We start from the raw sequence: 26,191 nt of genomic DNA, 5'->3' as shown, positions 1-26,191 counted from the left end.
CGTCATGAAAAAATTACTACCGCTGCTGCTGGGTATCGCTTTTGCTTCCGGATCGGCGCAAGCCGCCGACCTGCTCGGCGTATATCGCGATGCCCTCGGCTACGATGCCCAGTACGCCGCCGCCCGGGCCGCGCGCGACGCCGGTCTGGAAAAGCTGCCGCAGGGCAAGGCCGGCCTGATGCCGCAGATCAATCTCGTGGCCGATACCCAGTGGAACGACGTGAAGAACAAGCTGCGCGTCTCGCCGACCATCACCCTCGGCCCCTGGCTGGGCCGCCTCGTTCCCGAGCGTACCTCATACAGCTACAACACCAATTCCTGGGGCGTCAGCCTGGCGCAGCCGCTGTTCCGCTGGCAGAACTGGGCGACCTACAAACAAGCCGGACTGGCTGCCGCCAGTGCCGAAACCCAGTACGCCCTCGCCAAACAGGATCTGATCGAGCGCGTCACCCAGGCCTATTTCGACGTCCTGATGGCGCAGGAAGACGTGGCGACGGCCGAAGCGCAGAGTACGGCCATTGCCGAACAACTGGCCGCCGCCAAGCGCAATTTCGAAGTCGGCATCACCACCATCACCGATACCCACGAGGCGCAGGCACGCTACGATCTGGTCAGCGCCAACGTGATCGCCGCCAACAACGAACTGGAAGTCAAGCGCCAGACGCTCGCCATGCTGATCGGCAAGGAACCGGAAGCGCTGCAAGGGCTCAGGAGCGGCGTTGAAATCACCCCGCCGCAGCCTGAAGACATCGGCCAATGGGTCGGTTCGGCCGAACAGGGCAACCTCAACGTATTGCTGGGCAGAAGCAATCTCGAAATTGCCGATCGCGAAATCGAAAGGAACCGGGGCGGCCATTATCCGACGGTCGATCTGGTCGCCTCGCATGGCCGCCAGTCCAGCGGGATCAGCCAGTTCGGGCCGGGACTGGGCGGCACCGACAGCGACGCCACGATCGTCGGCCTGCAGCTCAATCTCCCGATCTTCAGCGGCGGCCTGACCGCCTCGAAGACCCGCGAAGCCGTGGCCCTGCGCGAAAAAGCCCGTTCCGACCTCGAGAACGTCCGCCGCCGCTCCGCCCTCGGCGCCCGCCAGGCCTATCTCGGCGTCACTTCGGGTCTCGCCCAGGTCAAGGCGCTGGAGCAAGCGCTGGTCTCGTCCCAGTCTTCCCTGGATTCGAACAAGCTCGGCTACGAAGTCGGCGTGCGCGTGAATATCGACGTGCTGAACGCCCAGCAGCAGCTCTACTCGACCCGGCGCGATCTGGCCAAGGCCCGCCTGCAAACCCTCATGGCCCAGTTGAAACTCAAGTCGGCAACCGGCTCGCTGACCGAAGAAGACATCGTCGCCATCAACAATCTGCTGGAATAAGCCAAAGACGGCAGCCGCCCGGCAGCCAGCACGCCGTATGCCTGAACCGCCAGGAGGCCTCGGGGATGCGCTTCGCCTTCGACAACACCTACGCCCGCGAACTGCCGGGCTTCCACATGGCCTGGCAACCCGCCACGGTGCCCGCGCCCCGGTTGCTGTTCCTCAACCACGGGCTCGCCGCGGCGCTGGGCCTCGACCTCGCGGATTGCCGCAGCGCAGAGCTCGCCGAGCTGTTCAGCGGCAACCGCCTGCCCGCCGGCGCGGAGCCGATTGCCCAGGTCTACGCCGGCCATCAGTTCGGGCATTTTTCACCCCAGCTCGGTGATGGCCGGGCGCTGCTGATCGGCGAACTCATCGACTGCTCGGGCGTGCGCCGCGACATCGCCTTCAAGGGTTCCGGCCGCACGCCCTACTCGCGCGGCGGCGACGGCAAGGCCGCCATCGGCCCGATGCTGCGCGAAGTGCTGATCGGCGAAGCGATGCATGCGCTGGGCATTCCCACCAGTCGCGCGCTGGCCGTGGTTGCCAGCGGCGAACTCATCCAGCGCGAACGCGCCCTGCCCGGCGCCGTGCTGACGCGCGTCGCCGCCAGCCACATCCGCATCGGCAGCTTCGAATATTTCGCCGCCCGCGGCGATACGGAGGGCGTCCGGCGCCTCGCCGAATATGCGATTGCCCGCCACGACCCGCAACTCTGCGGGCTGCCGGCGGCCAAGCGCCATCTCGAATTCCTCCGCGCGGTCTGCGAACGCCAGGCGGCCCTGATCGCCCGCTGGATGTGCGTCGGCTTCATTCATGGGGTGATGAATACCGACAACATGAGCATCGCCGGGGAAACCATCGACTACGGCCCCTGCGCCTTCATGGAAACCTACGATCCCGACCTCGCATTCAGCTCCATCGACCAGCATGGCCGCTATGCCTACGGCCGGCAGCCGGCCATCGCGCAGTGGAACCTGGCCCGCTTCGCCGAAGCCCTGCTGCCTCTGCTGGCGGACGAAGAACGGCAAGCCCACACGCTGGCCACTGCCGTCATCGCCGAATTCCCCACGCGCTACCACGCCCACTGGCTGGCCGGCATGCGTGCCAAGCTGGGACTGACGGCAGACACTCGGCCACAGGACGCCGATGCTGACGCCGACACCGACCGCGCCCTTGCCGAAGACTGGCTGCAACTGCTGCACGCCTGCCGCATCGATTTCACCCTGGCCTGGCATCATCTGGCGGATGCGCTGGAAGGACGGGACGAACCTTTGCAGCACCTGTTCGCCACGCAGGCCGGGGATGGCATGGAGAAAATGGCCAGCCTGGCCGCCTGGCTGCAGCGCTGGCGACTGCGGCGCGGCAATGAAAACAGCGAAAATCGTGCCGCTGCCCGCGCGACCATGCGCCGCGCGAATCCCCTGGTGATTCCGCGCAACCAGCACGTCGAAACCGCGCTGACCGCCGCCGAACGCGACGACCTCATTCCCTTCAGGCAACTGCTGAGCGCGCTTGAAACGCCCTGCGTTGACTCCCTGGATGCGGATCCGGCCCTGACCCATTTCGCCACCCCGTCCTCGGCCGGGTTCATGGCCCGTTATCGAACCTACTGCGGTACCTGAGGATCGCAGTCAACCTTTTTTCGGCCCTGCACGTTAAGACCTGACGAAGCGTGCGGACCCAATCCCATTGCATCCCCTGCTCCACATTGCATCCACCCGCTCCAGCGCTTCGGATTTGAAGCTGCACAAAAACCACTGGTTTAAAGTAGAATCACAGCGGTTCTTTCACACGTTCCCTGTATTTCACTCAAGAGGAAAGCCATGAAACATATCGTCACCGCCGCTCTGACCGCCGCAGCCGTGCTGGTCTCCGCCCCCGTCTTCGCCGATGCCGCCCTGGCCAAGAAGAGCAACTGCCTGGCCTGCCACAACGTGGAAAAGAAGCTGGTCGGCCCGGCCTACAAGGACATCGCCAAGAAATACGCCGGCGACAAGAATGCCGAGGCCCGCCTGTTCGATCGCGTCAAGAAAGGTACCGGCGCCACCGGCGGTGAAGTCTGGAAGATGGGCTCGCCGATGCCTCCCAACGCTGCCGTCAAGGACGAGGACGTCAAGAAGCTCGTCAAGTGGATTCTCGACGGCGCCAAGTAAGAAGCCAGGCGTCCTGCGCCACTCTTTGCAAAAACCAGCCTGCGGGCTGGTTTTTGCGTTTACTTACGTTTCCCGTTTCATCGTGCGCTACCGCTTCCCCCGGATCTCGCGGGTGGCGGTGATTCCCGGATACATGGATACGCGGACTCGCAAACACGCAGACACGTTGACAGCACCCGGTGCTGCGGCAAAAATCCCCCACTTGCCAGCCTACTTCCCGGTCTTTGCCCATGAAACCGACTGTCCCGCACCGCGCGCGCACCTTGCCCCTGATGGCCGCGCTTTCCGCCATTCTCTGCCTGGCGGCCTGCGGCAAGCCCGCCGCCCCCACGCCGGCCTCGGGCGCCACCGCCGATGGCGCGACCATCATCCGCATCGGCCAGGTTTCGCCATTGACCGGCGGCAGCGCCCATCTGGGCAAGGACAATGAAAACGGCGTGCGTCTGGCGATCGAGGAAGCCAACGCCCGGGGCGTGGAAATCGGCGGCCGCAAGGTGCATTTCGAGCTCCTCAGCGAGGATGACCAGAGCGATCCCAAGATCGGCACGACCGTCGCCCAGAAGCTCATCGACGCCGGCATCGCCGGGGTCGTCGGCCACCTCAACTCGGGCACCACGATCCCCGCCTCGGCGCTCTACGAGCAGGCCGGCATCCCGATGATTTCCGGATCGTCGACCAACCCGCAGCTCACCGAACAGAGCTTCCGCCACGTCTTCCGCATCGTCGGCCGCGACGATCAGCAGGGGCCGGCCGTGGCGAATTATCTGCTCGCCGAAATCAAGCCGAAAACCGTTGCCGTGATCGATGACGCCACGGCTTACGGCGCCGGTCTTGCCAATGAAGTCGAGAAAACCCTGAAGGCCGCCGGCGTGCAGGTACTGCCGCGCGAACAGGGAACCAACAAGACGGCGGACTGGAAGGCCATCCTCACCAAGCTGAAAGGCAAGAAACCCGATGCCGTGTTCTACGGCGGCATGGACGATACCGCCGGCCCGCTGTTGAAGCAGGCCCGCGAACTGGGACTCAACCAGCCGTTCAGCTTCGGCGACGGCGGCTGCACCGACAAGATGCTCGAACTGGCCGGCGCGGCCGTCGAAGGCATGTACTGCTCGCAGGCCGGCATTCCGGTGCGCGCCGCCAGCCAGCCGTTTCTCGATGCCTACCAGGCACGCTTCGCCGGCGAGCCCCTGCTCTACGGCCCGTTCACCTATGACGCGGCAAACCTGTTGATCGCGGCGATGCAGCAGGCGGGTTCCAGCGATCCGGCGCAGTATCTGCCCGCGCTGGCGCAAATCCGCCATGACGGCGCGACCGGCCATATCGAATTCGATGCCAAGGGCGACCGCAAGGACGCCGAAATCACCATCTTCACCGCCCGCTCGGGCCGGATCGTGCCGCTGACCATCGTCAAGAGCGGCGCCCTGATCGGGTACGAAGCGTTCATTGCCCGCAGCCGCGGCCAGGAAGCCGCGGCCGAACGATAACCCGTCATCCACCGCCCCGCCCGAACGCCATCGCCACATCACGCGCCCGACCACTTTGGACATCCTGCTGCAGCAGATCATCAACGGCCTGACCCTGGGCTGTCTGTATGCCATCGTCGCGCTGGGTTACACCATGGTGTACGGCATCATCCAGTTGATCAATTTTGCCCATGGCGAAGTCGTCATGCTGGGCGCGATGATCACCCTGGGCGTCATCATGCTGTTGAGCGGCCAGGGCGTGCCGGCGCTGCCCAGCGTGCTCGGCGGCCTGGCGGTGGCGGTGCCGGCCTGCATGGCGCTGGGCTATTTTCTCGAACGCTTCGCCTATCGGCCGCTGCGCCGCGCACCGCGCCTCGCGCCGCTGATTACCGCCATCGGCATGTCCATCGTCCTGCAGCAGGTCGCCATGATGTTCTGGGGCCGCAGTCCGCTGGCCTTTCCGCAGCTTTTGCCGACGACGATGCATGAAGTCGCCGGCGCCAGCATCAGCAGCCTGCAGATTGCCATCGTGCTGATCTGCCTGGCGATGATGGCCGGCCTCGCCCTGATCGTCTATCGCACCCGGCTCGGCACCGCCATGCGCGCCACCGCCGAGAACACCGACGTCGCGCGCCTGATGGGCATCGACGTGGATCGGGTCATCGCCCTGACCTTCGTCATCGGCGCGGCATTGGCTGCCGTCGCCGGGCTGCTGGTCGGCATGTACTACGGCGTGGCCCACTACACCATGGGCGCGATGCTCGGCATGAAGGCTTTCGCGGCGGCGGTGCTCGGCGGCATCGGCAACATCCCCGGCGCCATGGTCGGCGGCATTCTGCTCGGTCTGGTCGAAGCCCTGGGCACCGGCTATATCGGCGATTTCAGCGACCTGTGCCGCTATGCGCCGCTGGCCCGCCTGTTCGACGAACAATGCGCCAATGGCGGCCACCTGGTGCTGTTCGGCAGCAATTACCAGGATGTGTTTGCCTTCGCCGTGCTGATCCTGGTCCTGCTCTTCCGTCCCTCCGGCCTGCTCGGCGAACGCGTCGCCGACCGCGCCTGAGCCGAGCCGCCATGACCTTGCCCCGCCTGCCCCATCTGCCCGCCCGCCTGGGTCTGCTGCTGATCGCCCTGGCGCTGATCGTCCTGCCTTTCGCGCTGTCCGCCGCCGGCACCGCCTGGGTACGCATCGCCAATCTGGCGATCCTGTTCATCTTCCTCTCGCTGGGGCTCAACATCGTGGTCGGCTTCGCCGGCCTGCTCGATCTGGGCTATGTCGCCTTCTTCGGCGTCGGCGCCTATGTCCATGCCCTGCTCGCCTCGCCGCACTTCGGCCTGCATCTGCCGTTCTGGCTGACCCTGCCGGTCAGCGCCCTGGCGGCCGCCCTGTGCGGCGTGCTGCTCGGTTTTCCCGTGCTGAAGCTGCGCGGCGATTATCTGGCCATCGTCACCCTGGGCTTCGGCGAAATCGTGCGCATCTTCCTCAACAATCTGTCGCGCCCCGTCAATATCACCAATGGCCCGCAAGGCATCGGCCGCATCGATCCGGTGCAGATCGGCGATTTCAGTTTTGCCCGCAGCGACCGTCTGCTCGGTCTCGATTTCAGCGGGCCAATGAAGTATTACTACCTGCTGCTGGCCTTGCTGCTGCTGGTCATCGTCATCAACCTGCGCCTGCAGGACTCGCGCATCGGCCGCGCCTGGGAGGCGATCCGCGAGGACGAGCTCGCCGCCCGCGCCATCGGCATCGACACTTCGCGCATCAAGCTGCTGGCCTTCGCCATGGGCGCCAGCTTCGGCGGCGTGGCCGGCGGCATGTTCGCGGCGATCCAGACCTTCATCAGTCCGGAGAGCTTCGTCCTCACGGAATCCATCATGATCCTCGCCATGGTGGTGCTGGGCGGCATGGGCCACATCTGGGGGGTGATCGGCGGCGCGCTGCTGCTCTCCTTCGTGCCCGAGCTCCTGCGCTATACCGTCGAACCGCTGCAGATGGCGCTGTTCGGCAAACTGCTGGTCGAGCCGGAAGTCATCCGCATGCTGCTGTTCGGTCTGGCCCTGGTGCTGATGATGCGCTTCCGTCCGGCCGGCCTCTGGCCGCTGCGCGCGCGGCAGCGCGAGTTCGCCATGACGGAAGCGCGCGGCAAATGAGCGGCAAGCTGCTGCTTGCCGCCCACGGCATCCACAAGCGCTTCGGCGGCGTGCGCGCACTGAACGGCGTGTCGCTGACCATCGACGAAGGCGAAATCTACGGCCTGATCGGCCCCAACGGCGCCGGCAAGACCAGCTTCTTCAACGTATTGACCGGCCTCTACCCGGCCGACGACGGCCATTTCGAGTTCGCCGGCCAGCGCCTTGCCGCCAGCGCGCCGCATCGCATCGCGGCGGCCGGGATTGCCCGCACCTTTCAGAACATCCGTTTGTTCGCCAACATGACGGCGCTGGAAAACGTCATGGTCGGCCGGCATCTGCGCACCCGGAGCGGGGTGTTCGGCGCCATCCTGCGCAGCCGGGCGATGCGTGCCGAGGAAAGCGCGACCAGGCGCCGGGCCGCCGAGCTGCTGCACTATGTCGGCATCGGCGAGTGCGCCGGCCAGCTCGCCCGCCACCTCGCCTACGGCGACCAGCGGCGCCTGGAAATCGCCCGCGCCCTGGCCGCCGAGCCGCGCCTGCTGGCGCTCGACGAGCCCGCCGCCGGAATGAACGCCACCGAAACCGCCGCCTTGCGCACGCTCGTCCAGGGCCTGCGCGACGACGGCCTGACCATTCTGCTGATCGAACACGACGTCAAGCTGGTGATGGGGCTGTGCGATCGCATCGCCGTGCTCGACCATGGCGAGAAAATCGCCGAGGACGTGCCCGCCGCCGTGCAGCGCAATCCCCAGGTCATCGAAGCCTATCTCGGCGGCAGCGTGGGGGAGCGCCATGGCGCCGGCCATGCTTGAAGTCCGCGGGCTGGAAGTGCATTACGGCGGCATCGCCGCCGTGCAGGGCATCGACCTGACGGTGGCGGCCGGCGAAACCGTCGCCCTGATCGGCGCCAATGGCGCCGGCAAGTCGAGCACGCTGAAGGCCATCGCGCGCATCCTGCACGACGGCACGACGCAAGGCCGCGTCCGGCTCTGCGGCGAAGATCTGGCCACGCTGCCGACGCATCGGCTGATTGCCCGTGGACTGGCCCTGGTGCCGGAAGGGCGCGGCATCTTCACCCGCCTGAGCGTGGCCGAGAATCTGCTGATGGGCGCCTATGCCCGCCAGCGCCGCGGGAGCAAACCGGCCATCCGCGCCGATCTCGAACGCATCTACGGCCTGTTGCCACGCCTCGCGGAACGCGAGCGGCAGCTCGCCGGCACGCTTTCCGGCGGCGAGCAGCAGATGCTCGCCCTCGGCCGCGCGCTGATGGGCCAGCCGCGCCTGCTGCTGCTCGACGAGCCGTCGATGGGGCTGGCGCCATTGATGGTGCAGAAGATTTTCGAAGTCATCCGCAATGTTGCCGCCAGCGGCGTCAGCATCCTGCTGGTCGAGCAGAACGCGCGCCTGGCGCTGGAAACCGCGAGTCGCGGCTATGTCATGGAAAGCGGCCGCGTCAGCCTGAGCGGCGATGCCGCCAGCCTGCTCGCCGATCCGCGCGTGCGCGCGGCCTACCTGGGCGAGTGAAGCCGGACGGCCTGCCTCAGCCTCAACTCTTCGCTGCCTGCCCCTGCAGCGCCGTCACCAACTGCGCGCGCCACTGCCTGACCTCGGGATCGCTGGCGATCCCGTCCGGCGCCTGCGCCCGGAGATCGGCATGATCACCGTACAGCAGCGCCAGCGGCTGGCCGCCGTCGACGATGGCCAGCAACATGATCGACTTTGCCCCGACCAGCCCCGCATACCATTCCGGCAAGTGCTTCGCGTAGGTTTCCGCCTGGGTATCGGCGATATACAGGTCGAGCTTCCTGTTGAAGACGAGGCGAAAAATATCGGGCCGCGTCCCCTGGCAGCGGAAGCGCGCCGCGATCGCCGCGGCATTGCGGCCCACGCCGGCCACTGCCACGAGCCCCGAAGAACCGTCGGGCAAGCACAGCAGGCTGCGGTCGAACGCGTATTTGTCGTGAAACTGGCGCAATACCTGCTGAAAGATCTCGACCGGCTTCCTGCCATCGGCAAACTTGCTCTCCCGGGTCAGGCTGTCCTGCGCCGACAGCAGATCGAGCACGCGCTCGGAAGCCTTGCGCAACTGCAGCCGCGCCTGCTCGACATCGCAGGGAAAAGCGAGTTCGCCAAGCTGCTGGTCGGTTTCCTGCAGGGCCTTGTCGATCCATTCGCGCACTTCGCCATCCTTGAGGCGCAGAACAATGCGGAAGTATTCGATTTCATTGGCGATTTCGATCTTCTCGCGGCCTTCCGGCAGGCGGAACAGAATGTCCGTGATGCAGCGGGCAAACAGGGATGCGTAACGCTGCCATTCGATCGGCGTATTGATGCTGCGCGGCGGCGCTTTTTCCTTGCGTGCGGCCAGGCTTTGCTGCAGGACGTCGGGCAGATTCCAGTGCGCGGCGATGCCCGCGCCGATCTCCTCGAAACCGATCCCCAACGTCTGCATGACGGCTTCGTCCTCGGTCAGATTCTTCGCCACCTGCAAATCGCGGCTGCGCTCGATTTCCGGATGCAGGTGATAGCCCACCATCATTCGCCCGAGGTTCTGCAGCAAACCGCAGACCTGCGCTTCCTGGGCGCTGTAGCGCGCCCCGTTGAAACGAGTCAGTTCGGCGCAGAAACTGCCGCAGAAATAGGCGGCCACGATTTCGGCATTCAGCAGCCGCGTCTGCGGACTGCCCGCCATGGTATTGAGCAGCGCCAGCGAGAGCACGACCGACTTGACGGTACTCAGACCCAGAATGACGATGGCCTGGTCGATGGTCGACACATTGCGGCCGCCGCGCGCATTGCGGCTCGAATTGGCAATGCGCAGCAACCGGGCCGTCAATGCGGCATCGCTCAGGATCGCCGCGACGATGTCGCGCGTGCCGCCGTCCTCGGCGTCCGCCAACCTGCTGACCAGTTGCACTGCATTCCCGAGCCCGGCAAACCCCGGGCTGGCATCCATCAGCTTGAGCAGATGGGACAGCGTCTCCGGTTGCGTATTCCCCATATCTGAATATCCCTCGTCGGTACACCAGCCCAGCCGAATGGCCGGGGGGTCGATTCTAATCCGCTCGGCGGCCCTGTTAAAATCGCCCGATTGTCAGTGAGGAACAAACCATGCCCGATCGCCACAAAACCCTGACACGCTACATCATCGAGCAGGATCATCTGCACCCCGGCGTTTCCGGGGACTTCTCCGGCCTGCTGAGTTCGCTGGCCACCGCCGTCAAGATCATCGCCAACCAGGTCCAGCGCGGCGCCCTGGTCGGCGCGCTGGGCAATGCCGCCCAGGGCAACGCGGTGAATGTGCAAGGTGAAGTGCAGAAGAAGCTGGACGTCATCAGCAACGACGTGATGCTGCACGAGAACGAATGGTCCGGCCATATCGCCGGCATGGCCTCCGAGGAAATGGAGGACATCTACCAGATCCCCGACCGCTTCCAGCGCGGCAAATACCTGCTGATCTTCGATCCGCTCGACGGCAGTTCCAACATCGACGTGAATGTCACCGTCGGCACCATTTTCTCCATCCTGCGCACCAAACACCCCGGCGAGCAGCCGACGCTCGAGGATTTCCTGCAACCCGGCACGCAGCAGGTCTGCGCCGGCTTTGCCCTGTACGGCCCATCGACCATGCTGGTGCTGACCACGGGCAACGGAGTGGATTGCTTCACGCTCGATCGCGACGTCGGCGACTTCATCCTCACCCATCCGCAAATGCACATCCCGGAAGACACCAGGGAATTCGCCATCAACACCTCCAACGAGCGTTTCTGGGAACCGCCGGTCAGGCGCTGCATCGGCGAATATCTGGCCGGCAAGACCGGGCCGCGCGGCAAGGATTACAACATGCGCTGGGTGGCCTCGCTGGTGGCCGACACCTTCCGCATCCTCACGCGCGGCGGCGTTTTTCTCTACCCGCGCGACAGCAAGGATCCCAACAAGCCCAGCCGCCTGCGCCTGATGTACGAAGCCAACCCGATTTCCTTCATCGTCGAGCAGGCCGGCGGCATGGCGATCACCGGGCGCGGACGGGTCATGGAGCTGCAGCCCGAATCGCTGCATCAGCGCGCGCCGTTCATCTTCGGCTCGAAGAACGAGGTCGAACGCATCCTGCGCTACCACGCGGAATTCGACCAGGGCAACCAGGGTGGCGGCAACGGCAGTGACAGCGGCTTCGATTCGCCACTGTTCTCCTCGCGCTCGCTGTTCCGCAACGACGCCCAGTAACCCGGATCCGGCAGCCGCGATGTCGCTCAAGCATCCGATCATTGCCATCACCGGCTCCTCCGGCGCCGGCACCAGTTCGGTGCGCCGCACGTTCCAGTACATTTTCCGCCGCGAAAATCTGCAAGTGGCGATCATCGAGGGCGATTCCTTCCATCGCTACGACCGCGCCGCCATGCAGCAGGCCATGGCCGATGCCGCCCGCGCCGGCAACCAGCATTTCAGCCACTTCGGCCCGGATGCCAACCTGCTGGAGGAACTGGAACGGCTGTTCTGCAACTACGGCCAGGACGGCAGCGGCCGCATGCGCAAGTATCTGCATGACGAGAAACAGGCTGCCGCCTGTGGCCAGGCCGCAGGCACGTTCACACCCTGGGAAGACCTGCCGCCCGGCAGCGATCTACTGTTCTACGAGGGCCTGCACGGTGCCGTCGTCACCGATACGGTGGATGTCGCCCGCCACGTCGACCTGCTGGTCGGGGTGGTGCCGATCATCAATCTGGAATGGATCCAGAAGCTGCATCGCGACAAGGCGACGCGCGGTTATTCGACCGAGGCGGTGGTCGACACCATCCTGCGGCGCATGCCGGATTACGTGAACTACATCACCCCGCAGTTTGCCCGCACCCACGTGAATTTCCAGCGCGTGCCGACCGTCGATACGTCGAATCCCTTCGTCGCTCGCGACATACCCAGCGCCGACGAAAGTTTCGTGGTGATCCGCTTCGCCAATCCGCATGGCATCGACTTTCCCTATCTGCTGTCGATGATCACCGGCTCCTTCATGTCGCGCGCCAACAGCATCGTGGTGCCGGGCGGCAAGATGGAACTGGCGATGCAACTGATCTTCACGCCGATGGTGCTGCGGCTGATGGAAAACCGCAAACGCGCATAGGAATAACGCATGCAAGGAAAAATCTGTGTCGTCACCGGCGCCTCGCGCGGTGTCGGCAAAGGCATCGCCCTGGCCCTGGGCGCCCAGGGCGCGACGGTCTATGTCACCGGGCGCAGCCTGGATGCCGCCACCGAAACGGGCCTGGGCGGCACGCTCAGGCAGACGGCCGCCGAAATCACCGCCCGCGGCGGGCAGGGCATCGCCGTGCACTGCGATCATGCGGATGACGCTTCGATTGCCCGGCTTTTTGCCCAGGTCGCGCGCGAACGGGGCCGTCTCGACATCCTGGTCAACAACGCCATCGCCCTGCCGGCCGGGCTGGCCGAAGCCGCGCCTTTCTGGCAAAAACCGCTCGACGAATTGAGCCTCATCGATGTCGGCCTGCGCTCGGGCTACGTCGCCGCCTGGCACGCCGCGCCACTTCTGATCGCAAACCGCGGCCTGCTCGCCTTCACTTCCTCCTTCGGCGGCACCTGCTACATGCACGGCCCGGCCTATGGCGCCGGCAAGGCCGGCACCGACAAGATGGCCCACGACATGGCGCACGACTTCAAGCCGCATGGCGTCACCGTGGTATCGCTGTGGCTGGGCCTGGTGAAGACCGAACGCACCGAGCAGGTCTGCGGCGCCGAGCCGGACAAATACGGCACCGCCTACCAGGTCGCCGAATCGCCGGAATTCCCCGGCCGCGTCATCAGTGCGCTCTACAACGATCCTGAACGCCAGACGCGCAGCGGCAGCATCCAGGTCGTCGCCGAACTGGCGAAGCACTACGGCATCACCGACCTCGACGGCCGCCGGCCGCCGTCCTATCGCAAGGCACTGGGCAACCCGCCGGCATTCTCGACGGCGGTGGTGGAATAACCGTCCCGGAAGCGCGGGGCCGAATTTCCGGCCAAGACCGATCCATGGGCCTGCCAAGCCCCAGGCCGGGCCGGCGGCAGCGCTCCTTCAGCCGGCCAAAACTCCCCTTCAGAATCAGCAACCTAGCCAAAGAGAGGGCGTTTCCGCGATAATAGCGGGCTTCGCCACGTCCGTTCCGGCCAGGGATTTTTCATGTCCAACCACACGTTCAGCGACTTCGAGCCGCCCATGTTCAACAACCTCACCAGCGCCATCCGCGCCCTCGCCATGGATGCCGTGCAGAAGGCCAATTCCGGCCATCCGGGCGCACCGATGGGCATGGCGGAAATCGCCGAAGTGCTGTGGAACCACCACCTGCGCCATAACCCGGGCAACCCACACTGGGCCGACCGCGACCGCTTCGTGCTCTCGAACGGCCACGGCTCGATGCTGATCTATGCACTGCTGCACCTGACCGGCTACGATCTTTCCATCGACGACCTCAAGCAGTTCCGCCAGCTGCACAGCAAGACGCCGGGCCATCCGGAATACGGCTACACGCCGGGCGTCGAGACCACCACCGGGCCGCTCGGCCAGGGCATTGCCAACGCCGTCGGCATGGCGATGGCGGAGAAGCTGCTGGCCGCCGAGTTCAACCGGCCGGGCCACGAGATCGTCGATCACCGCACCTGGGTCTTTCTCGGCGACGGCTGCCTGATGGAAGGCATCAGCCACGAAGTCTGCTCGCTGGCCGGCACCTGGGGCCTGGGCAAGCTGACCGCCTTCTGGGACGACAACGGCATTTCCATCGACGGCCACGTCGAAGGCTGGTTCACCGAGGACATCCCCGGACGTTTCGCCTCCTACGGCTGGCACGTGGTGCCGAACGTGAATGGCCACGATCCCGAGGCGCTGCACGCCGCCATCGAAGCGGCCAAGGCCGTCACCGACAAGCCCTCGCTGATCTGCTGCCGCACCGTGATCGGCGCCGGCAGCCCGAACAAGGCCGGCAGCCACGACGTGCATGGCTCGCCGCTGGGCGATGCCGAAATCGCCGCCGCGCGTCCACACATTGGCTGGCACTTCGGCCCCTTCGAGATTCCGCAGGAGGTCTATCAGGCCTGGGACGCGAAGAAGAAGGGCGCCGCCTGGGAAAGCGACTGGCAGCGCAAGTTCGACCACTACGCCCAGGCGCACCCCGAACTCGCCGCCGAATACCAGCGCCGCATGGCGCGCGAACTGCCTGCCGGCTGGGCCGAGGCTGCGCAGAAAGCCATCGCCGCCGCCAACGAAAAGGGCGAAACGGTCGCCACGCGCAAGGCCTCGCAACTGTCGATCAATGCGCTGGCGCCGACGCTGCCGGAGTTCGTCGGCGGCTCGGCCGACCTGACCGGCTCGAACCTGACCAACTGGTCGGGCTGCAAGGCGGTCAGCGGCAAGACGCCGGGCAACTACATTTCCTACGGCGTGCGCGAATTCGGCATGGCCCACATCATGAACGGCATGGCGCTGCACGGCGGCATCCTGCCCTTCGGCGGCACCTTCCTGATGTTCTCGGAATACGCACGCAATGCGATTCGCATGTCGGCGCTGATGAAGCAGCGCGTCATCTACGTGCTGACGCACGACTCCATCGGCCTCGGCGAGGACGGCCCGACGCACCAGCCGGTCGAGCAGATCGCCACGCTGCGCCTGATCCCCAACATGAACGTCTGGCGTCCGTGCGACACCGTCGAAACCCTGGCCGCCTGGGTCGCCGCCGTCGAAAAGCGCGACGGCCCGAGCTGCCTGGCCCTGTCGCGGCAGAACCTGCCTTTCGTCAAGCGCGACGATGCGCGCATCGCGGCGATCGGCCGCGGTGGCTACGTGCTGTCCGAAGCCGCCGACGGCAAACCCAAGGCAGTCATCATCGCCACCGGCTCGGAAGTCGACCTGGCGCTGAAGGCGCAAGCGGCGCTTGCCGAGAAGGGCGTACAGGTGCGCGTCGTCTCGATGCCCTGCACCAACGTCTTCGACCGCCAGGACGCCGCCTGGCGCGCCTCGGTGCTGCCGGCCGGCCTGCCGCGCGTCGCCGTCGAGGCGGGCGTGACGGACGGCTGGTACAAATACGTCGGGCTGGAAGGCAAGGTGGTCGGCGTCGACCGCTTCGGCGAATCGGCCCCGGCCGGCGTGCTGTTCAAGGAATTCGGGCTGACCGTGGACAACGTGGTGAGTGCCGTCGAATCGGTAGTAACGCAGTAAGGATCGTTGCTGACGTCATTCCCGCGAAAGCGGGAATCCATGTCGGTAACGTAAAGGCTTGTGGATTCCCGCTTTCGCGGGAATGACGGATTCAGCAGAGTTTGGTTATCAATTTTTTGGGAGAATGAGTCATGGCTATCAAGGTTGGCATCAACGGTTTCGGTCGCATCGGCCGCATGGTGTTCCGCGCGGCGACGCAGAACTTTTCCGACATCGAGATCGTCGGCATCAATGACCTGCTGGAGCCGGATTACCTGGCCTACATGCTCAAGTACGACTCGGTGCATGGCCGCTTCAAGGGCGACATCGCCGTCGACGGCAATACCCTGATCGTCAACGGCAAGAAGATCCGCCTGACCGCCGTCAAGGACCCGGCCGAACTGAAGTGGAACGAAGTCGGCGCCGACGTGGTCGTCGAATCGACCGGCCTGTTCCTCGACAAGGCCGGCGCCGAGAAGCATCTCGCCGCGGGCGCCAGGAAGGTCATCATGTCGGCGCCGTCGAAGGACGACACGCCGATGTTCGTGTTCGGCGTGAATGACAAGACCTACGCCGGCCAGGCGATCATTTCCAACGCATCATGTACCACGAACTGCCTCGCGCCCGTTGCCAAGGTGCTCAACGACACCTGGGGCATCAAGCGCGGCCTGATGACCACCGTGCATGCCGCCACCGCCACGCAGAAGACCGTCGACGGCCCGTCCAACAAGGACTGGCGCGGCGGTCGCGGCATCCTGGAAAACATCATTCCGTCCTCGACGGGTGCGGCCAAGGCCGTCGGCGTGGTGATCCCCGAACTCAACAAGAAGCTCACCGGCATGTCCTTCCGCGTGCCGACTTCCGACGTCTCGGTGGTCGACCTGACCGTCGAGCTCAACAAGGAAGCCCCGTACAAGGACATCTGCGCCGCGATGAAGGCCGCCGCCGAAGGCCCGATGAAGGGCGTGCTCGGCTACACCGAGGACAAGGTCGTCGCCACCGACTTCCGCGGCGAGCCCTGCACCTCGGTGTTCGATGCCGAAGCCGGCATCGCGCTGGATGGCACCTTCGTCAAGATCGTTGCCTGGTACGACAACGAGTGGGGATATTCGAACAAGGTGCTCGAAATGGTACGTGTCATTTCGAAGTAAGGAGTGCCTGAAGGGCGCAGCTTCGCAAGAGGCGGCGCCCTTCGAATTTTTCTCTCCCGACTCTCCACTCCCGACCCGGCCAACATGAAATTCACCCGCCTCTCCGAACTCGATCTGCGCAACAAGCGCGTCTTCATCCGTGCCGATCTCAACGTGCCGCAGGACGATGCCGGCAACATCACCGAGGACACGCGCATTCGCGCTTCCGTCCCGGCTATCGCGATGGCGCTGCAGGGTGGCGCGGCAGTGATGGTGACTTCGCACCTGGGCCGGCCGACCGAGGGTGAACCGAAGCCCGAAGACTCGCTGGCGCCGATCGCCAGGCGCCTCGGCGAGCTGCTCGGCCGCAACGTGCGCCTGCTGCAGAACTGGGTCGATGGCGTCGAGGTTCGTCCGGGCGAGGTGGTGCTGCTGGAAAACTGCCGCGTCAACAAGGGCGAGAAGAAGAACGACGACGCCCTGGCGCAGAAGATGGCCCGGCTCTGCGACATCTACGTGAATGATGCCTTCGGCACCGCGCATCGCGCCGAAGCGACGACTCACGGCATCGCCAAGTACGCGCCCGTCGTTTGCGCCGGGCCGCTGCTGGCCGCCGAACTGGATGCGCTGGGCCGCGCGCTGGGTGCGCCGGCGCGGCCGCTGGTGGCCATCGTCGCCGGCGCCAAGGTGTCGACCAAGCTGACCATCCTCGAAGCGCTGTCGGCCAAGGTCGACCAGCTCATCGTCGGCGGCGGCATCGCCAACACCTTCCTGCTTGCCGCTGGCCACAAAATCGGCAAGTCGCTGGCCGAAGCCGATCTGGTCGACGCGGCCAGGGCCGTGATGGCCAAGGTGAATGTGCCGCTGCCCAGTGACGTCGTCTGCGCCAAGGAATTCGCCGCCACGGCGGTGGCGACGATAAAGCCGATTGCCGAGGTCGAGGACGACGACATGATTCTCGACGTCGGCCCCGAGACGGCACGGAAGCTCGCCGAGCTCGCCCGGGCGGCGGGCACCATCGTCTGGAACGGCCCGATCGGCGTCTTCGAATTCGACCAGTTCGGCCACGGCACGGAAACCCTGGCGCGCGCCATCGCCGCTTCCGGCGCGTTTTCCATCGCCGGCGGCGGCGACACCCTGGCAGCCATCGCCAAGTACGGCATCACCCGGAACATCGGCTATATCTCGACGGGCGGCGGCGCCTTCCTCGAATTCCTCGAAGGCAAGACCCTGCCCGCCGTCGAAATCCTCGAACGGCGCGCCGGCGGTTGAACCAGCGAATCCCTCACCTTCATCCTCACGCTTCACAACCCCAAATGCTCCGCTCAACCAAGATCGTCGCCACACTCGGACCGGCATCCTCCGATCCAGCCACCCTGCTGCGTCTGGTCGAAGCCGGCGTGGATGTCGTGCGCCTGAATTTTTCGCATGGCACGGCCGACGATCATCGCCAGCGCGTCGCACTGCTGCGCAAGGCGATACAGGAAACGGGGCGCACCGTCGGCGTGATGGCCGACCTGCAGGGGCCGAAGATCCGCATCGGAAAATTTACCGGCAACAAGGTGCAGCTAAAGGGCGGACAGAAATTCATTCTCGACGCCCAATGTCCGCTTGGCGATCACAATTGCGTCGGCCTCGACTATCCCGAACTGATCGATGACGTCACGATTGGCGACGTGCTGCTGCTCGACGATGGCCGCATCACCATGGACATCGAGGGCATCAAGGGCAGCGAGATCCATTGCCGCGTGCGCCATGGCGGCGAGCTCTCCAACAACAAGGGCATCAACAGGCAGGGCGGCGGCCTGTCGGCACCGGCGCTCACCGACAAGGACAAGGAAGACCTGAAGGTCGCCGCCAGTCTCAACGTCGATTTCATTGCCGTCTCCTTTCCGAAATCCGGCGACGACATGCGCGAAGCGCGCGAACTGCTGCAGGCGGCCGGCTCGAAAGCCCTGCTGGTGGCCAAGATCGAGCGCGTCGAGGCCATCACCCATCTCGAAGACATCCTCGCCGCCAGCGACGGCGCCATGGTGGCGCGCGGCGACCTGGCCGTCGAAGTCGGCGACGCGGCGGTGCCGGCGCTGCAAAAGCGCATCATCCGCAGCGCGCGTGAAATGAATCGTTTCGTCATCACCGCCACGCAGATGATGGAATCCATGATCCTCAGCCCGATCCCCACGCGCGCCGAGGTTTCCGACGTCGCCAACGCGGTGCTCGATGGCACGGATGCGGTCATGCTGTCGGCGGAAACGGCCTCCGGCAGCTATCCGGTCGAGACCGTCGAAGCCATGGCGCGCATCTGCGTCGAAGCGGAAAAGTCGGACAAGGCTTCGCTGCAAAAGGATTTTCTCGACCGCGTGTTCACCCGCATCGACCAGTCGATCGCCATGGCCGCGCTGTTTGCCGCCCATCACCTGAAGGTCAAGGCCATCGCCGCGCTGACCGAATCCGGCTCGACCGCCCTGTGGATGTCGCGCCTCAACAGCGGCGTGCCGATCTATGCCATGACGCCGGATATCCGCACGCGCTACAAGGTCAGCATCTTCCGCGGCGTTTCTCCGTTGCTGATACGCTACATCAGCCACGATCGCGACGAACTGCTGCGCGAAGCCGAGGACGAACTGATCCGCGCCGGCGTCGTGGAACCCGGCGACCTGATCGTGCTGACCATCGGCGAGCCGATCGGCCAGGCGGGCGGCACCAACACGCTGAAAATCATCAAGGTCGGCGAACACCGGCCCATGTACTGAATCACCCACCCTTACAGGAGTTCGACATGCCTCTAGTTTCGATGCGTCAGTTGCTCGACCACGCTGCCGAAAACGGCTACGGCCTGCCCGCCTTCAACGTGAACAACATGGAACAGGTCTGGGCGATCATGGAAGCCGCCGACCAGCTCGACGCGCCGGTGATCATGCAGGCCTCGGCCGGCGCGCGCAAATACGCCGGCGAGCCGTTCCTGCGCCACCAGATTCTGGCCGCCCTGGAAGCCTATCCGCACATTCCCATCGTCATGCACCAGGACCACGGCCAGAGCCCGGCGGTGTGCATGGCGGCGATTCGCTCGGGCTTTTCCTCGGTGATGATGGACGGCTCGCTGGAAGCCGACGGCAAGAGCGTGGCCTCCTACGAATACAACGTCGACGTCTCGCGGAAAGTGGTCGAATTCGCCCACGCCATCGGCGTTTCCGTCGAAGCCGAACTGGGCGTGCTGGGCTCGCTGGAAACCATGAAGGGCGACAAGGAAGACGGCCACGGCGCCGAAGGCACGATGACCCGCGAGCAACTGCTCACCGACGTCGACCAGGCCGCCGATTTCGTCAAGCGCACCAACTGCGACGCGCTGGCCATCGCCATCGGCACCTCGCACGGCGCCTACAAGTTCACCAAGAAGCCGACCGGCGACATCCTCGCCATCGACCGCATCGCCGAAATCCACGCCCGCCTGCCCAACACCCATCTGGTGATGCACGGCTCCAGCTCGGTGCCGCAGGAACTGCTCACCGAAATCCGCGAATTCGGCGGCGACATGAAGGAAACCTACGGCGTGCCGGTGGAAGAAATCGTGCGCGGCATCAAGCACGGCGTGCGCAAGGTGAATATCGACACCGACATCCGCCTGGCGATGACCGGCGCGATCCGCCGCTACTTCGTCGAGCATCCCGCGAAATTCGACCCGCGCGACTATCTCAAGCCGGCGCGCGAAGCGGCGAAGAAAATCTGTCTGGCGCGTTACGAAGCCTTCGGCTGCGCCGGCCGCGCCGCGCAGATCAAGCCGATCCCGCTGGAAAAGATGGCCGAGCGCTACAAGAGCGGCGAGCTCGACCAGATCGTCAAATAACCGTCCTCCCAGGCTTTCATCATGACCCAGCCCCTGTTCGAATCCAGCATCGCCAGCCTGCCGCTGCTCGGCCGCGGCAAGGTGCGCGACATCTACGCCGTCAGCGACGAGTTGCTGCTGATCGTCACCAGCGACCGCCTTTCCGCCTTCGATGTGATCCTGCCCGATCCCATCCCCGGCAAGGGCGAAGTGCTGACTTCGGTGGCCAATTTCTGGTTCGGCAAGCTCTCCCACATCGTGCCCAACCAGCTCACCGGCATCGACCCCGAGACGGTGGTGAAGACCGAGGAAGAGCGCGCCCAGGTGCGCGGCCGCAGCCTGGTGGTGAAACGCCTCAAGCCGCTGCCCATCGAGGCCGTGGTGCGCGGCTACCTGATCGGATCGGGCTGGAAGGACTACCAGCAGACCGGCGCGGTCTGCGGCATACAGTTGCCGGCGGGTCTCAGACAGGCCGAGCAACTGCCCGCGCCGATCTTCACCCCGGCGACCAAGGCCGAGATCGGCGAGCATGATGAAAACATCGACTTCGCCACCATGGAAAGCCTGATCGGCCATGAACTGGCGGTCAAGGTGCGCGACGTCTCCCTGCGCCTCTACCGCGAGGCGGCGGCCCATGCGCGGGTGCGCGGCATCATCATCGCCGACACCAAGTTCGAATTCGGACTCGACAAGGACGGCCGCCTGTACCTCATCGACGAGGCGCTGACTCCCGATTCCTCGCGCTTCTGGCCGGCCGATGAATACCAGGTCGGCATCAGCCCGCCTTCCTTCGACAAACAGTTCGTGCGCGATTATCTGGAAACGCTGGACTGGAACAAGCAGGCTCCCGGCCCCAAGCTGCCCGTCGAAATACTGGAGCGCACCACCGCCAAGTACCGCGAAGCCCTCAGCCGCCTGACCGGCCAGGCTTGAGTCCGAACCGCAAAAAGGGGATGCCCGCCGCGCGGTCGTCTCCTTTTTGCATTTAACATCCACTCTTCACCCTTCACCCTTCACCATTCACTCTCCGCTCCCGACCCCTGACGCCTCGCAGCCACCATGAATCCCCTGCTCGATTTTTCCGCCCTGCCCCGTTACGACGCCATCCAGCCCGAACATGTGGCGCCGGCGATCACTGAATTGCTGGCGGAAAACCGCCATGTCGTCGAGCGGCTGGCCCGGCCGGATACACCGGCCACGTGGGAAGGCTTCATGGCGCCGCTGACCGACGTCGGCGAGCGGCTATCGCGGGCCTGGGGCATCGTCGGCCATCTGCACGGAGTGAATGACATCCCGCCCTGGCGCGAAGCCTACAACGCCCGGTTGCCGGAAATCACCCGTTTCTACACCGAACTGGGGCAGAACCAGGCGCTCTTCGCCTGCCTGAAGAAACTGCGCGCGAGCGAAGAATACGGCCGGCTCTCGGCCACTCGCCAGCGCATCGTCGATAACGACATCCGCAACTTCCGCCTCTCCGGCGCCGATCTGCCGGAAGCCGACAAACCGCGCTTCCAGGCAATCCAGGAAGAACTGGCGGCACTGGAAGCGAAGTTTTCCGAAAACCTCCTCGATGCGACGAATGCCTGGGCCGAAATTCTGACGGATGAAGCCGGGCTGACCGGCATTCCCGCCGACGTCCGCGCGGCGGCGCGGGCGGCGGCAGAACAGGAAGGCAAGTCAGGCTGGAAGTTCACCCTGCATGCGCCCTCCTACGGCCCCGTCATGCAGTACGCCGAAAACCGCGAACTGCGCGCGCGCATGTATCGCGCCTACGCCACCCGCGCCTCGGAACACGGTGAAGCTCGCTTCGACAACACGCCGCTGATCCAGCGCATCCTCGAATTGCGCCGGGAAGCCGCCCAAATGCTCGGCTATCGCAACTACGCCGAAGTCTCGCTGGTGCCGAAAATGGCCGACAGCCCGCAGCAGGTCGCCGGCTTCCTGCGTGAAATCGCCGCCAAGGCGCGGCCCTTTGCGGAAAAGGACATCCAGGAACTGCGCGCATTCGCCCGCAGCGAACTGGGCATGGCGCAACTGGAAAGCTGGGATTTGGCCTGGGCGGCGGAAAAACTGAAGGAAGCGCGCTACGCCTTCTCCGACGACGAAGTCAAGCAATACCTGCCCGAGCCGCAGGTGCTGACCGGCCTGTTCCGCGTCATCGAGCGCCTGTTCGGTGTGCAGATCCAGTCCGACACGGCGCCAGCCTGGCATCCGGCGGTGCGCTTCTTCCGCATCCAGCGCAGCGGACGACTGGTCGGCCAGTTCTATCTCGACCTGTATGCGCGGCCCGAAAAGCGCGGCGGCGCCTGGATGGACGAAGCCATCACCCGTCGCCGCCTGGCTGACGGCGACATTCAGACGCCGGTCGCCTATCTCAACTGCAACTTTCCGGCCCCCCTCGGCGACAAGCCCGCCTGCTTCACCCACGACGAAGTGATCACCCTGTTCCATGAATGCGGCCACGGCCTGCATCATCTGCTCAGCGAAGTCGAGGAGCTGGCCGTCTCCGGCATCCATGGCGTGGAATGGGATGCGGTCGAGTTGCCCAGCCAGTTCATGGAAAACTTCTGCTGGGAATGGGAAGTGCTGAAGGACATGACGCGCCACGTCGACAGCGGCGCGCCGCTGCCGCGCGAGCTGTTCGACAAAATGCTGGCGGCGAAGAATTTCCAGAGCGGCATGGCCATGCTGCGCCAGGTCGAATTCGCCCTCTTCGACCTGCTGCTGCACGGTGAATACGATCCGTCGGGAGGCCAGAGCGTGCTGCAACTGCTCGATGAAGTCCGGCGCGAAGTCGCGGTGGTGATCCCGCCCGAATGGCAGCGCTTTCCACACAGCTTCGCCCACATCTTCGCCGGCGGCTACTCGGCCGGCTACTACAGCTACAAATGGGCCGAAGTGCTCTCGGCGGACGCCTACGCGGTCTTCGAGGAAAGCGCGCTGGCCCAGGGAACGGCGGGCACGGTGCTCGACAGCACCGTCGGCGCGCGCTTCTGGCGCGAAATCCTCGCCGTCGGCGGCTCACGCCCGGCACTCGACTCCTTCCGCGCCTATCGTGGCCGCGAACCCCGCGTCGATGCCCTGCTGCGCCACAACGGCATGGTGACGGAGTAAAGCCAAGACGAAGACCAGGGCCTCACGCTTCACAAATCGCGGCACTACGACCTTTGCACCAGCGCCGCCAGTTCCCGCTCCAGTAGCGCCGGATCGTCGGCATTGAGTTCCACCAGGCGCCGCAGGGCGGTCACGCTGTCCAGGTCGATTTCATCGCAGCGCAGGCCGACCTGACATCCATGCCGGTGCATCACCGTGGTCTGCATGGCGATCGTCACTTCAGGCGCCAGTTCGAGCTGCAGGCGATGGCGCTCGCCGGGCTGGCCATGCCAGTCGTCCGGCATTTCCAGCAGGGCGCCCTTCAGCGAAAGGTCGTGCAGCCGTCCTGCGCGCGCCACACCGTCGGCATCGACGAGGCATGCCGGCGAATGAAACGGCGCACGCCAGAAATCACGTCGCTCCTGTGCTTGGCTCATCTGTTTTCTCCTCCGCTGCGGCTGATCTGCCGGCACATTTTGCGCAAGTCCGGCGGCCGATTCAAATCGAACTGCCGCCCACCGTCAAACCGTCGATCTTCAGCGTCGGCTGGCCGACGCCGACCGGCACGCTCTGGCCTTCCTTGCCGCAGGTGCCGACGCCCGGATCGAGCGCCATGTCGTTGCCGATCATGCTGACGTGCTGCAGCACCTCGGGGCCGTTGCCGATCAGCGTGGCACCCTTGACCGGCGCGGTGATCCGGCCGTTCTCGATCAGATAGGCCTCGGCGGCGGAGAAGACGAACTTGCCGCTGGTGATGTCGACCTGGCCGCCGCCGAAGTTGGCGGCGTACAAGCCCTGCTTCACCGACTTGATGATCTCCTGCGGATCGTGGCGGCCATTGAGCATGCAGGTATTGGTCATGCGCGGCAGCGGCAGATGGGCGAAAGATTCGCGGCGGCCGTTGCCGGTGGGCGCGACACCCATCAGGCGGGCGTTGAGCGTGTCCTGCAGATAGCCGACGAGGATGCCGTCCTCGATCAGCGTGGTGCGCTGCGTGGGATTGCCTTCGTCGTCAACCGACAGCGAGCCGCGCCGGTCGGCGATGCTGCCATCGTCGATGACGGTCACGCCCTTGGCCGCCACCCGCTCGCCGACCCGGCCGGAAAATGCCGAGCTGCCCTTGCGGTTGAAGTCGCCCTCCAGACCGTGGCCGATGGCTTCGTGCAGCAGGATGCCGGGCCAGCCCGGCCCCAGCACCACGGTCATCGCGCCGGCCGGCGCCGGTTTGGCTGCCAGATTGGTGCTGGCCTGGTGCACGGCTTTCCTGGCGTAATCCTGCAGCACGGCATCCGTGAAATAAGCGTAATCGAAACGCCCGCCGCCACCGGCCGAGCCCATCTCGCGCCGACCATGATCCACCATGATGACGGACAGCGACATGCGCACCAGCGGCCGCACGTCGGCCACCATGTGGCCATCGCTGCGCGCCACCAGCACGACTTCCCAGGTCGCGGCCAGGCTGGCCATCACTTCGGCGACGCGCGGATCGGCGGCGCGCGCATGGCCTTCCAGCCTTTCGAGCAGGCGTACTTTTTCAGTATCCGCCAGCGCCGCGATGGGATCCTGCGGCGCATACAGCGCGGTCAGCGGCGGCAGACGCGAGCCATGCCGCAACAACGGCGCCAGCCCGCGGCCACCCTGGGCCGCGATGGCGCGCGTGGCCTGCGCCGCGCTTTGCAGGGCCGGCAGGCTGATTTCGTCGGAATAGGCGAAGGCAGTTTTCTCGCCGCTCACCGCGCGCACGCCCACACCCTGTTCGATGTTGAAGCTGCCCGATTTGACGATACCCTCTTCCAGGCTCCAGCCTTCCGAGCGCGCATACTGGAAATACAGATCGGCGTAGTCCACGCGATGCGCCAGCATCTGCGAAAAGACGCCATCGAGACGCATCGGCGTCAGGTTGTAGGGCGTCAACAGGCATTTCTCCGCGGTGTGGAAGTTGCGTTGCGTGTCGGTCATCATCCGGGCATCCATCATTCGTCGTTCATCATTCATTGTTCATCGTTCATCGTCAAAGCCTGCGGTGGCGCAATGTCGGCAGGCTGGTGCGCACCTCCACCAGGCGCTGCGCATCGAAATCGCCGAGCACCATGCCGACGCCCTTGTCGAGCCGGGCGACGATCTCGCCCCAGGGATCGACGAGCATGCTGTTGCCGTAGGTCAGGCGTCCCGTCGGATGCTCCCCGCCCTGCGCGGCAGCCAACACGTAGCACTGGTTCTCGACGGCGCGCGCGCGCAGCAGCAGTTCCCAGTGCGCGCGGCCGGTGGTTTCGGTGAAGGCCGCCGGTACCACCAGCAGATCGACCTCGCCCAGCGCCCGGAACAGTTCGGGGAAACGCAGATCGTAGCAAATCGCCAGACCGATCCGGCGGATGCCGCCCAACCCTTCCACCGGAAAACTCACGACCCGGCTGCCGGCCTCGATCGTAAGACTTTCGTCATAGCTTTCCGTTCCGTTGCGGAAGTTCTGGAAGCCGAACAAATGGATTTTGTCGTAGCGCGCCCGCTGGCGGCCGGCCGGATCATAGATCAGGCAACTGTTGCGCAGCTTGTGCGGTTCGTCGGCAAGCAGGGGCAGCGAGCCGCCCACCAGCCAGATGCCGTGACGGCGCGCCTGGGTGGCGAGAAAATGCTGGATCGGCGCCTGCGCCGCGTCGATCGCCTCGGCCGCGCACGCGGCGCCGGCATCCGGCTCGCGCGCGGCCCGGCGCACGGCATCGGTCGCGCCGATCAGTGGAAAATATTCCGGCAGCGCCACCAGCCGCGCGCCCTCCGCCGCTGCGTGGGCAATCAGGCGCTCGGCGGCAAGGAGATTGTCGGCAACCGCCGGCCCGGAGATCATCTGCAAGGCGGCCAGTTTCGTCAT

22 protein-coding genes are annotated in these 26,191 nt (G+C 65.3%); 18 read left to right on the top strand and 4 right to left on the bottom strand.

Annotation, left to right across the window (positions count from 1 at the left end; translation table 11 throughout):
* Positions 1–4 precede the first annotated feature (4 nt).
* The 8 genes from SDENCHOL_RS04095 (at position 5) to SDENCHOL_RS04060 (ending at position 8,624) form a co-directional block, all read left to right on the top strand.
* A complete protein-coding gene (locus SDENCHOL_RS04095) occupies positions 5–1,369 on the top strand; it encodes a TolC family outer membrane protein (RefSeq protein ID WP_067170885.1) in 1,365 nt (454 codons plus the stop codon).
* A 65-nt stretch (positions 1,370–1,434) separates the two neighbouring features.
* Positions 1,435–2,973, top strand: a complete 1,539-nt coding sequence (locus SDENCHOL_RS04090) for a protein adenylyltransferase SelO (RefSeq protein WP_067170888.1) — start codon at positions 1,435–1,437, stop codon at positions 2,971–2,973.
* A gap of 201 nt (positions 2,974–3,174) precedes the next feature.
* Positions 3,175–3,504 (top strand): c-type cytochrome, encoded by a 330-nt coding sequence (locus tag SDENCHOL_RS04085; RefSeq protein ID WP_067170890.1) that lies wholly within the window; start codon positions 3,175–3,177, stop codon positions 3,502–3,504.
* A gap of 230 nt (positions 3,505–3,734) precedes the next feature.
* Positions 3,735–4,988, top strand: coding sequence for a branched-chain amino acid ABC transporter substrate-binding protein (locus SDENCHOL_RS04080; protein ID WP_083522891.1), 1,254 nt, complete (start codon positions 3,735–3,737; stop codon positions 4,986–4,988).
* A gap of 55 nt (positions 4,989–5,043) precedes the next feature.
* Positions 5,044–6,030: a branched-chain amino acid ABC transporter permease gene (locus SDENCHOL_RS04075; protein ID WP_067171149.1), complete on the top strand. Its 987-nt coding sequence runs from the start codon at positions 5,044–5,046 to the stop codon at positions 6,028–6,030.
* An 11-nt stretch (positions 6,031–6,041) separates the two neighbouring features.
* Entirely contained in the window at positions 6,042–7,118 is a 1,077-nt protein-coding gene (locus SDENCHOL_RS04070; protein WP_067170892.1) for an ABC transporter permease subunit, read from the top strand.
* On the top strand, positions 7,115–7,912 hold the full coding sequence (locus SDENCHOL_RS04065) for an ABC transporter ATP-binding protein (RefSeq protein ID WP_067170895.1): 798 nt from the start codon (positions 7,115–7,117) through the stop codon (positions 7,910–7,912). Before SDENCHOL_RS04070 ends, SDENCHOL_RS04065 begins: the two co-directional genes overlap by 4 nt.
* Complete coding sequence (locus SDENCHOL_RS04060; RefSeq protein WP_067171152.1) at positions 7,905–8,624, top strand: ABC transporter ATP-binding protein; 720 nt, start codon at positions 7,905–7,907, stop codon at positions 8,622–8,624. The genes SDENCHOL_RS04065 and SDENCHOL_RS04060 overlap by 8 nt, the downstream gene beginning before the upstream one ends.
* A gap of 22 nt (positions 8,625–8,646) precedes the next feature.
* On the opposite strand, the gene SDENCHOL_RS04055 is transcribed toward SDENCHOL_RS04060, so the two are convergent.
* Complete coding sequence (locus tag SDENCHOL_RS04055) at positions 8,647–10,101, bottom strand: HDOD domain-containing protein (protein ID WP_067170898.1); 1,455 nt, start codon at positions 10,099–10,101, stop codon at positions 8,647–8,649.
* A gap of 110 nt (positions 10,102–10,211) precedes the next feature.
* Here SDENCHOL_RS04055 and SDENCHOL_RS04050 point away from each other — a divergent pair, with 110 nt between their 5' ends.
* The 10 genes from SDENCHOL_RS04050 (at position 10,212) to SDENCHOL_RS04005 (ending at position 23,346) form a co-directional block, all read left to right on the top strand.
* The gene (locus SDENCHOL_RS04050) at positions 10,212–11,324 is read left to right on the top strand and encodes a class 1 fructose-bisphosphatase (RefSeq protein ID WP_154716107.1); all 1,113 of its coding nucleotides are present in this window, start codon (positions 10,212–10,214) and stop codon (positions 11,322–11,324) included.
* A gap of 19 nt (positions 11,325–11,343) precedes the next feature.
* Positions 11,344–12,216 (top strand): phosphoribulokinase, encoded by an 873-nt coding sequence (locus tag SDENCHOL_RS04045; RefSeq protein ID WP_067170904.1) that lies wholly within the window; start codon positions 11,344–11,346, stop codon positions 12,214–12,216.
* Positions 12,217–12,225: 9 nt separating this feature from the next.
* Positions 12,226–13,080, top strand: a complete 855-nt coding sequence (locus tag SDENCHOL_RS04040) for an SDR family NAD(P)-dependent oxidoreductase (protein ID WP_067170907.1) — start codon at positions 12,226–12,228, stop codon at positions 13,078–13,080.
* A 192-nt stretch (positions 13,081–13,272) separates the two neighbouring features.
* Positions 13,273–15,300: a transketolase gene (gene tkt, locus SDENCHOL_RS04035; RefSeq protein ID WP_067170910.1), complete on the top strand. Its 2,028-nt coding sequence runs from the start codon at positions 13,273–13,275 to the stop codon at positions 15,298–15,300.
* Positions 15,301–15,431: 131 nt separating this feature from the next.
* Positions 15,432–16,430: a type I glyceraldehyde-3-phosphate dehydrogenase gene (gene gap / locus SDENCHOL_RS04030; RefSeq protein WP_067170913.1), complete on the top strand. Its 999-nt coding sequence runs from the start codon at positions 15,432–15,434 to the stop codon at positions 16,428–16,430.
* A gap of 84 nt (positions 16,431–16,514) precedes the next feature.
* The gene (locus SDENCHOL_RS04025; RefSeq protein ID WP_067170916.1) at positions 16,515–17,681 is read left to right on the top strand and encodes a phosphoglycerate kinase; all 1,167 of its coding nucleotides are present in this window, start codon (positions 16,515–16,517) and stop codon (positions 17,679–17,681) included.
* Positions 17,682–17,725: 44 nt separating this feature from the next.
* Positions 17,726–19,162 (top strand): pyruvate kinase, encoded by a 1,437-nt coding sequence (gene pyk, locus SDENCHOL_RS04020; RefSeq protein WP_067170917.1) that lies wholly within the window; start codon positions 17,726–17,728, stop codon positions 19,160–19,162.
* Positions 19,163–19,188: 26 nt separating this feature from the next.
* Positions 19,189–20,253 carry a class II fructose-bisphosphate aldolase gene (gene fba, locus SDENCHOL_RS04015; RefSeq protein WP_067170920.1) on the top strand — a complete coding sequence of 355 codons (1,065 nt, stop codon included), beginning with the start codon at positions 19,189–19,191 and terminating at the stop codon, positions 20,251–20,253.
* A gap of 21 nt (positions 20,254–20,274) precedes the next feature.
* A complete protein-coding gene (locus SDENCHOL_RS04010) occupies positions 20,275–21,165 on the top strand; it encodes a phosphoribosylaminoimidazolesuccinocarboxamide synthase (protein ID WP_067170922.1) in 891 nt (296 codons plus the stop codon).
* A gap of 126 nt (positions 21,166–21,291) precedes the next feature.
* Positions 21,292–23,346 (top strand): M3 family metallopeptidase, encoded by a 2,055-nt coding sequence (locus tag SDENCHOL_RS04005; RefSeq protein WP_172954989.1) that lies wholly within the window; start codon positions 21,292–21,294, stop codon positions 23,344–23,346.
* A gap of 44 nt (positions 23,347–23,390) precedes the next feature.
* Here the strand turns inward: SDENCHOL_RS04005 and SDENCHOL_RS04000 are convergent, their stop codons facing one another.
* The 3 genes from SDENCHOL_RS04000 to SDENCHOL_RS03990 form a co-directional block, all read right to left on the bottom strand.
* Positions 23,391–23,762 (bottom strand): PilZ domain-containing protein, encoded by a 372-nt coding sequence (locus tag SDENCHOL_RS04000; protein ID WP_067170925.1) that lies wholly within the window; start codon positions 23,760–23,762, stop codon positions 23,391–23,393.
* Between the two features lie 61 nt (positions 23,763–23,823).
* Positions 23,824–25,299: a metalloprotease TldD gene (gene tldD / locus SDENCHOL_RS03995; protein WP_408022502.1), complete on the bottom strand. Its 1,476-nt coding sequence runs from the start codon at positions 25,297–25,299 to the stop codon at positions 23,824–23,826.
* A gap of 37 nt (positions 25,300–25,336) precedes the next feature.
* Complete coding sequence (locus SDENCHOL_RS03990; RefSeq protein ID WP_067170927.1) at positions 25,337–26,191, bottom strand: carbon-nitrogen hydrolase family protein; 855 nt, start codon at positions 26,189–26,191, stop codon at positions 25,337–25,339.

The sequence above is a fragment of the Sterolibacterium denitrificans genome (genome assembly GCF_900174485.1).
Taxonomy (GTDB): domain Bacteria; phylum Pseudomonadota; class Gammaproteobacteria; order Burkholderiales; family Rhodocyclaceae; genus Sterolibacterium; species Sterolibacterium denitrificans.
The sequence above is the reverse complement of the archived record's forward strand: the minus strand, read 5'-3'. Positions and strand labels throughout refer to the sequence as shown.